The sequence below is a fragment of the Weissella sp. DD23 genome (assembly GCF_001579105.1).
GTDB lineage: Bacteria > Bacillota > Bacilli > Lactobacillales > Lactobacillaceae > Weissella > Weissella cibaria.
The window spans coordinates 12685-21086 of the sequence record NZ_KQ970398.1 but is presented as its reverse complement, the minus strand read 5'-3'; the positions used below and the strand labels follow the sequence as shown (position 1 = coordinate 21086).

The window sequence follows — 8402 nt, the reverse complement described above, 5'->3', positions numbered from 1 at the left end:
GAAGGAACGGCTCACGCGATTTACCAAAACATGGCCTACATCGATCGTCAGGATCCGGAGTACGTTATGATTTTGTCCGGCGACCATATTTACAAGATGGACTACACAAAGATGTTGGAAGCACACAAGGCAAACCACGCTGACTTAACAGTGTCAGTGATGCCAGTGCCAATGGACGAAGCATCGCGTTTCGGCATTATGAACACGGATAACGACCATAAGATTTTGGAATTTGAGGAAAAGCCAGCGCAACCAAAGTCGAACTTGGCATCGATGGGAATTTACGTCTTCAACTGGCGCAAGTTACGCGAATATTTGGTAGCCGGTTTTGAAGGTGGCAACGACATGGTTGATTTTGGTAAGAACGTCATTCCGGCGTACTTGGCGAACAACGAAAACGTGTACGCCTATGCCTTTAAAGATTACTGGCGCGACGTTGGTACGATTCAATCATTGTGGCAAGCCAACATGGAATTGCTTGATAAGCACAATGAATTGCAACTTGCTGACCGTCACTGGCGAATCTATTCACACACAACAAACCAAAATCCAATGTACGTGGCGCAAGAAGCGCAGATTCACGATAGTTTAATGGTTGATGCGGTCTATGTTGGTGGGCGTGTCTCGCACAGTTTGATTTCAACGGGGGTAACGGTGGAAGAGCATGCCATCGTCGATCACAGTGTCGTCATGCCAGGTGCGAAGGTTGGCGCAGGAGCAGCAGTGTCATACGCGATTGTGGGTGAAGATGCTGAAATTGCGCCAGGCGCGGTCATTGTTGGTACGCCGGATGATATCGCCGTGGTTGGTTGCGGTGAGTATTACAACCAAACGACTGTAAACGAGGGAGTATTGACGAATGCGTAATGAATTGAGTGTCATTTTAGATTTGAATGAGTCGCAAAGCCACACGTTGGGGCAATTAACGATTGACCGACCACTCGGCAGCATGCCATTTGGGGCCAAGTTCCGATTGATTGATTTTCCATTGTCAGCTGCCAGTAACGCTGGGGTGACCAAGACGATGATGGCAATGCCCGCACGTTGCCAATCAATTTTGGACCACGTGCGCACTGGTCGGGAATGGCAAATGGATCGCTTGGGCGGTGGTTTGTTCATGACGTTCCAGGAGAACCGGGCGTTGTTAAAGGACATGCACCGGTTTGTGACCCATGCCAAGACACCATACACGGCAATTATGGGCACGTCAGAAGTTGCAAATTTGGACTTGTCGCAAATGGTGGCGAGTCACCGTGAACAGGAACAACCGGTCACGGTGATTGCGACGTGGATGGCGACGGAAAAGTTGTTGCCAGGAATGCTGGTGTTGGAATTGACCGACAATGGCTTAGCACGTGATTTAGTGCCAGCGGAGCGTATTCGCCACGTTAAGGGTGAACAAGTATTGGTGTACTTGCAAGCCAGTGTGGTTAATGCGGATATCTTGACCATCGCTTGCGACCGCGAGTTGGAGCATGCCACGGGTAAGAACGTGCAAGCCATTATTCGTCGTATGATGAACGACTTTGGCGCAAACGTGGTTGTTCACGAAGGCATTCACTTGCCAGTGCATGATGTCAAAAGCTATTTTGAAGCGAATCAAGCCTTGTTAGACTACGAAAACTACTACAGCCTGTTGATGGAACGACCAGTTCACACTAAGGCGAAGAATGAAGCGCCAGCCCGCTTTGAACACACGGCGGCCACGCATCGTTCATTGTTTGGAACGGGTGGTTCGTTTGCTGGTACGGTACAAGACTCGGTCGTTTTCCGGACAGTAACCGTTGCTGAGGATGCCAAGGTACGCCACTCGGTCATTTTGCAAGGTGGTCAAATCGGCGCTGGTGCCGACTTGGATTACGTCATCATGGACAAGGATGCCATTATCGAACCAGGTGTTGTGCTCCATGGGACACCAGAGATGCCAATTGTGGTTGGCAAGGATGCTGTGGTGCGCGCCAAGCGTGAAGAGGTACTGAACTAATGAAGACACTGTTTGCAGCAAGTGAAGTGGTGCCATTTTACAAGACGGGTGGCTTAGGCGATGTGGCCGGGGCGTTGCCGAATGCCTTAAATAAGCAAGGTGACGATGTGCGTGTTGTCGCGCCGTTCTATCACGATATCTTTCCAGATGAGTACCGTGACCAATTGATGGATTTGCGTTGGTTCACCGTGTGGATTAATCATCACGAAGAATACGCAGGTGTGAAGACAATGCGATTAAACGGTGTGATTTACTATTTCATCGATAATCGTTCATATTTCTCAGGTAAAAAGTTATATGACCACTGGAATGATGGGGAACGATTTGCGTTCTTCCAACTAGCGGTTATTGAGATGATGCAAGAGATTGACTTTATTCCGGATGTCTTGCATGTGAATGATTGGCATACGTCAATGATTCCAGCGTTGTTAAAGACACGTTATAACTGGCAACAACCGTTGGCCAACATTAAGACATTGCTGACGATTCACAACATGCAATTCCAAGGTGCTTATGCAGCAGACACGTTGCAAACGTTCTTTGATTTGGATTGGAACATGTACAGCAGTGGTGAAGCCCGGTTTGGTGACGGTAGTAATTGGTTGAAGACGGGGATGGTTTTTGCGGACCGCATTAACACGGTTAGTCCAACGTATGCTGAAGAAATTAAGACCGCCGAATTTGGTGAGCGTCTTGATCCAATCTTGCGGTTATACGAGGACAAACTATCAGGAATTGTTAATGGGGTAGACACAGATCGTTATAATCCAGAGACCGATCCGGATGTGCCAGTGAAGTTCTCACGCGATGATTTGAGTGGCAAAGAAGCTGATAAACAAGCGTTGCGCGAAGAGTTTTCACTACCAGATGCGGCGGGACCATTGATGGTTATGGTGTCACGCTTAACGCCACAAAAGGGTGTGCATTTGCTGGCTGAAGCATTGCCATACTTTATGGCGACCCACGATGCACAAATTATTATTTTGGGAACAGGCATTCCAGAATTGGAAGGACAATTGACCCATTTGGCAGCGCAGTACCCAACCCAATTGCGGGTCATCATTGATTTTGATGTGCATTTGGCCCAACGACTATATGCGGGGGCAGACATGTTCTTGATGCCAAGTGCGTTCGAGCCATGTGGTATTTCGCAAATGATGGCGCAATTGTACGGGACACTACCATTGGTGCACCAAGTTGGTGGGCTATGCGACACTGTCGAGCCGTATAACGAAGTCACGGGAGAAGGAAATGGGTTCGGCTTCAAGCAATTTGATGCCGGCACCCTTGGTTGGATGATGGATTACGCGCAACAAACGTTCTTGCACAAGCCAGCAGTTTGGCGCCAATTGCAAGAACAAGCGATGGGTGTGGATGTGTCGTGGACACGTTCAGCAGAAGCCTATCACGCACTCTACGAACAACTATAAAGATAATGAGGTGGCAGGATGCAACAAAACGATACGGTAACACAATTAAAGCAGGAATTTTTAGACTCGCTTGAAGCACACTTTGCGGTTAGCTTGGCGGATGCGACTGATTTGCAGCGCTATCAAGCGTTGGCAGCCGTGGTCAAGCAAAAGATTGCAACAAAGTGGCGTCGGACTAAGGAAGATTACCGCGACACGGGCGCCAAGCAGGTTTATTATTTCTCAATTGAATTTTTGCCAGGTCGCTATTTGCGTGCGAACCTGCTTAACCTGGGGTTGCTAGCTGATACAGAGCAGATGATGGCGGAGTTAGATGTTGACTTCAATGCCGTGATGGAAGCGGAAGTTGATCAAGGACTTGGTAATGGTGGTTTGGGTCGATTGGCTTCTGACTTCATGGATGCGATGCCAAGTATTGCGCTGGCTGGTAATGGTAACGGCATTCGGTACCGCTATGGATTGTTCCGCCAAGCCTTTATTAATGGCTATCAAGTCGAGTATCCCGATGATTGGCTTAAAAATGATGATGTTTGGGAAGTTCGCCAAGATGATGAGGCACAAGTCGTCCATTATGGCGGTAATGTTTACTTGCAAGATACGCCAGATGGCTTGCGACCAGTCTATGATGGCGGGTTAGACGTATTAGCTGTGCCGTATGATACAGGGATGGTCGGTGCTGATAACGATGTCGTGAACACGCTCCGGCTGTGGTCAGCTGAAGTGCCGGAAGGGGTGAAAGCTTCCGTTTCTGAACGTAGCGTTATTGAAAGTATTTCGGGTGAATTGTATCCCGATGATTCCAATGAAGAAGGTCGTCGCTTGCGTTTACGTCAGGAGTACTTCTTTAGTTCAGCTGGTGTTCAAAATATTATTAAGCACCACTTAGCGGATGGTTATTCATTGCATGCGTTGCCATTCCAAGTGGCCATTCACATCAATGACACCCATCCAACGGTGGTCATTCCAGAAATGATGCGCATTTTGTTGGATGAACACGGTCTTGGCTGGGAAGAAGCCTGGGGTATCACCACCCGCACGGTTAGTTATACGAACCACACGTTGCTAGCGGAAGCTTTGGAACGTTGGTCACAAGATTTATTCGCGCAAGAATTGCCGCGCTTGTTCCAGTTGATTCAAGAAATTGATCGCCGCCACCGGGTGAGCGTAGCGAGTGAACATGGGGAAGATTTTGCCTGGCGCACATCACCGCTGCAAGACGGTCAAGTGCACATGGCGCGTTTGGCAGCCATTGGATCACACGCCATCAATGGGGTGGCGCCGTTGCATAGTCAACTGTTGCAAGACAAGGTGTTACATGATTTCTACATTTTATGGCCAGCTAAGTTCTCAAATAAAACGAACGGGATTACGCACCGTCGTTACATGCATGCGGCCAATGAGTCGTTGTCGGCGCTGATTGATACGAAGATTGGACGCGATTGGCGCAAGTTGCTTAAGGACATTACGAAGTTACGTGATTTCAATATGGACGAAGCGTTCTTGCGTGAATTGGCAGTCGTGAAGCGGCAAAATAAGCAACGCTTAGCCGATTGGGTATCACATAACATGGGTATCGACATTAACGTTGATGCAATCTTCGATGTGCAAATCAAACGCCTGCACGCCTACAAGCGTCAGTTGCTACATTTGCTCGGTATTTTGACGGATTACTTGGCGTTGAAGCATGATGCCAATGCCTATGTGGCGCCACGTGTTCATATTTTTGCCGCGAAGGCTGCACCGTCGTACCACTATGCCAAGCAAATCATTAAGGTGATTAATGAAGTCGCGAATATGGTGAATAATGACCCAGCCGTGAATGATAAGATGCAAGTGGTTTTCATTCCAAATTATGGCGTGTCGCTAGCAGAATTGATTATTCCGGCCGCTGATGTGTCAGAACAAATTTCAACGGCTGGTAAGGAAGCATCCGGTACATCAAACATGAAGTTGATGGCGAACGGCGCTTTGCAATTGGCGACGATGGATGGGGCGAACATTGATATTATTCATGCTGCTGGCGCTGAAAATGCATATGCCTTTGGCATGGATACGGACACGGTGTACAAGCACTATGAGCAACATGATTATTCTGCTTGGGATATTTACCAAAACAATCCAAAGTTGCACCGCGTGCTGGATGCCTTGATTGATGGTACAGTGCCAAATGTGAAAGAAGAGGGGCAAGCCGTCTTTGATTCTTTGATTCGTGATAACGATGAGTACTTTGTCTTAGGCGATTATGAATCATACGTGGATACACAAGCTCGTCTTGGCCAAGATTATCAAAACCAACATGCTTGGACACGTAAGTCATTGGCGAATATTGCAGCCAGTGGGGAATTCTCAGCGGACTATACTGTTGCGGCGTATGCCGATGAAATTTGGCATGTGCCTCACAACCTATTAGCGCAACAAGAAAGCAAGTAAGGGGTGGCTTAAATGGAATTTAATTCATTTTTCATTTCCCACCGTGATCCATATGGTGCCGTTGTTGTTGGCGAGACGGTCACCCTGCAAACGGCAGGTAAAGCGGATGAAGTACGATTGCGGGTTTATGATGACGAGACTGGTAAGGTGACGTGGCATGATTTGGAACAAACGACTGATGATAATTGGTCGATTTCGATTTCAGCTGCGCATGCGGGATTGTTGTATTACCGCTTTGAAGTCATTTCAGGATATGACCAATACTGGTTAGCCGCCCAAGGTAATAATTTGGGTGGTGAAGCGCAACGTTATGAGATGACCTATTCATCAATTCCGGATTTTCAAATTACGGTCTTAGCCGAGATGGAGGAGTTGCCGGACTGGTATGCGACTGCGAAGTTTTATCACATCTTCGTCGATCGCTTTAATAACGGTAATGCGGACCATCATATTAACAGCCCAAAACCAAACACCTTTGTCTATGCTGATTTGCATGATCGGCCATTTTATGTGCGTGACAAGGCAGGTGAGATTGCTCGTTGGGAATTTTTCGGTGGTAATTTCCGTGGGATTGCGGACAAGTTGGATTACATCCAGGAACTGGGTTGTACAGCGATTTATCTAAGCCCAATTTTTGCGGCCAATTCAAATCATCGGTATGACACCTCGGATTACATGGCCTTAGATCCAATTTTGGGGACGGAAGACGACTTCAAGTATTTGCTGGATGAAATCCATAAGCGCGATATGCACGTTATCTTAGATGGTGTCTTTAATCACGTTGGGCAATTTTCACGTTACTTTAACAAAGATGGCTACTTTGTTGAACCGGGGGCCTATCAAGGACCAACGTCGAAGTATTTTCACTGGTTTGATTTTGAAAAGTTCCCCGATGAATACAATTCGTGGTGGGGCGTGAAGGATTTGCCAGTTGTGAATAAAGGCGAGACAAGTTTCCGGAATTTCATTTATGCCGATGACGATTCAGTTATTAACCACTGGAATAAATTTGGTGTTGATGGCTGGCGCTTGGACGTCGCGGATGAATTGCCAGATGATTTTATCGCGGGAATTCGTGACCAACTGTCAACGAACCAAATCCTAATTGGTGAAGTCTGGGAAGATGCATCTAACAAAGTCGCCTACAATCAGCGCCGTAAGTATTTGCTCGGTGGTGGTCTGCAAGCAACGATGCATTATCCATTACGAAATTTAATTTTGGATTTTATGCTGGGTGAAATTGATGCCAAGGTTTTCACAACGATGATTATGACGTTAGAGTCAAATTATCCCAAGTCCGCCTTTTTCGGCGCATTTACGAACATGGGGACACACGATACCCGTCGTTTGTTTACTGAAATGAACGAAGATGAGGAATTGACGAAGCGGGCTATTGAGTTATGGCTGACGATGCCTGGTGTGCCGTGCGTTTATTATGGTGATGAAATGGGGATGGCCGGCGGTAAGGACCCGGATAACCGGGCGTACTTCCCGTGGGACCAACCGCGTGGGGAAATTTTCAATCATTTCCAACGGTTACTCCAGTCGCGGCAACCGTGGTGGCAGCAATCGGATTGGTTTGAATGCCACGCCATTGATCCAGATACCTTGATTTACGCCTATCACAAGGATAGCGAACACGAAATGCTCCAATTTAACCGCAAAACGGGGCTATCAATTATTAAGCATTAGAAAAAATGAAACAGCTAGGTCGCACGATGAAGACACGTGTGGCCTAGCTGTTTTCTTATAAAAAATGCACGAAAAGTGACCAATAGTTGAAAGTGCGATAAAATAGATGAAGTAAATAAGAAATGTAACAGGGTAGGGTCATTGCGACTCTGCCCCTTTCGTGCGTTAATGCGCGGAATTGAAATAGGAGAATAGCCCCTCATGAAGATGATTGTTGGATTAGGAAACATTGGTAAAGAATACGACCGGACGCGTCACAATATCGGGTTTATGACGGTAGATGCTTTGGCAGATAAGCACAATGCAACCTTCAAGCAAGATGGTGCCCACAATGCGTTCGTTGCGGATGTTCGGATTGCCGGCGAAAAAGTGTTGTTGGTTAAGCCAACAACCTACATGAATGATTCAGGTCGCGCTGTCCGTCCATTAATGGACTACTATGATTTGGATATTCCAGATTTGTTGGTTGTGCAAGATGATATGGATATGGAACTTGGTCGTTTGCGCTTGCGCCAGAAGGGTTCAGCGGGTGGTCACAACGGGATTAAGAGTATCGCCCAACACCTTGATACCCAAACATTTAATCGCTTGAAGTTTGGGGTGGGTCACCCAGCCCATACACAAAAGGCGGTGGTTGATTTTGTGTTGGGAAAGTTTGGCAAGGATGAAGAACCAGAGATGCTTGGCGGTATCGATAAGGCGTTGGATATTTTTGAAGCCTTTGCGTCAGGTAGCGATATGCCAACTTTAATGAACAAGTTTAACTAAAGGAGCAACGATGGAATTAGCAGGGTTACTCCAGCAAGATAATGATTTTCAAACATTAGCAGCTGGACTGAAAAAAGGTGGTCGTCATTTGATGACCG

The 8402-nt window shown here is 47.1% G+C and carries 6 protein-coding genes; all 6 read left to right on the top strand.

The window, feature by feature from the left end; all coding sequences use genetic code 11:
- The coding region (locus WEIDD23_RS10455; protein ID WP_062358973.1) for a sugar phosphate nucleotidyltransferase at nt 1–867 on the top strand (867 nt) is incomplete at its 5' end.
- Nucleotides 860–1984 carry a glucose-1-phosphate adenylyltransferase subunit GlgD gene (gene glgD, locus WEIDD23_RS10450; protein ID WP_010373896.1) on the top strand — a complete coding sequence of 375 codons (1125 nt, stop codon included), beginning with the start codon at nt 860–862 and terminating at the stop codon, nt 1982–1984. The genes WEIDD23_RS10455 and glgD, both read left to right, overlap by 8 nt.
- Nucleotides 1984–3414 carry a glycogen synthase GlgA gene (glgA, locus tag WEIDD23_RS10445; RefSeq protein WP_062358972.1) on the top strand — a complete coding sequence of 477 codons (1431 nt, stop codon included), beginning with the start codon at nt 1984–1986 and terminating at the stop codon, nt 3412–3414. Before glgD ends, glgA begins: the two co-directional genes overlap by 1 nt.
- 18 nt (nt 3415–3432) lie before the next feature.
- Nucleotides 3433–5844, top strand: coding sequence for a glycogen/starch/alpha-glucan phosphorylase (locus WEIDD23_RS10440; RefSeq protein WP_062358971.1), 2412 nt, complete (start codon nt 3433–3435; stop codon nt 5842–5844).
- Nucleotides 5845–5856: 12 nt separating this feature from the next.
- On the top strand, nt 5857–7536 hold the full coding sequence (locus WEIDD23_RS10435; protein WP_010373890.1) for a glycoside hydrolase family 13 protein: 1680 nt from the start codon (nt 5857–5859) through the stop codon (nt 7534–7536).
- A 201-nt stretch (nt 7537–7737) separates the two neighbouring features.
- Nucleotides 7738–8304 carry an aminoacyl-tRNA hydrolase gene (pth, locus tag WEIDD23_RS10430; protein WP_010373887.1) on the top strand — a complete coding sequence of 189 codons (567 nt, stop codon included), beginning with the start codon at nt 7738–7740 and terminating at the stop codon, nt 8302–8304.
- Nucleotides 8305–8402 lie beyond the last annotated feature (98 nt).

Coding starts and splice junctions, on each gene's coding strand:
- glgD (WP_010373896.1), top strand. CDS start 860: ATGCGTAATGAATTGAGTGTCATTTTAGATTTGAATGAGTCGCAAAGC.
- glgA (WP_062358972.1), top strand. CDS start 1,984: ATGAAGACACTGTTTGCAGCAAGTGAAGTGGTGCCATTTTACAAGACG.
- WEIDD23_RS10440 (WP_062358971.1), top strand. CDS start 3,433: ATGCAACAAAACGATACGGTAACACAATTAAAGCAGGAATTTTTAGAC.
- WEIDD23_RS10435 (WP_010373890.1), top strand. CDS start 5,857: ATGGAATTTAATTCATTTTTCATTTCCCACCGTGATCCATATGGTGCC.
- pth (WP_010373887.1), top strand. CDS start 7,738: ATGAAGATGATTGTTGGATTAGGAAACATTGGTAAAGAATACGACCGG.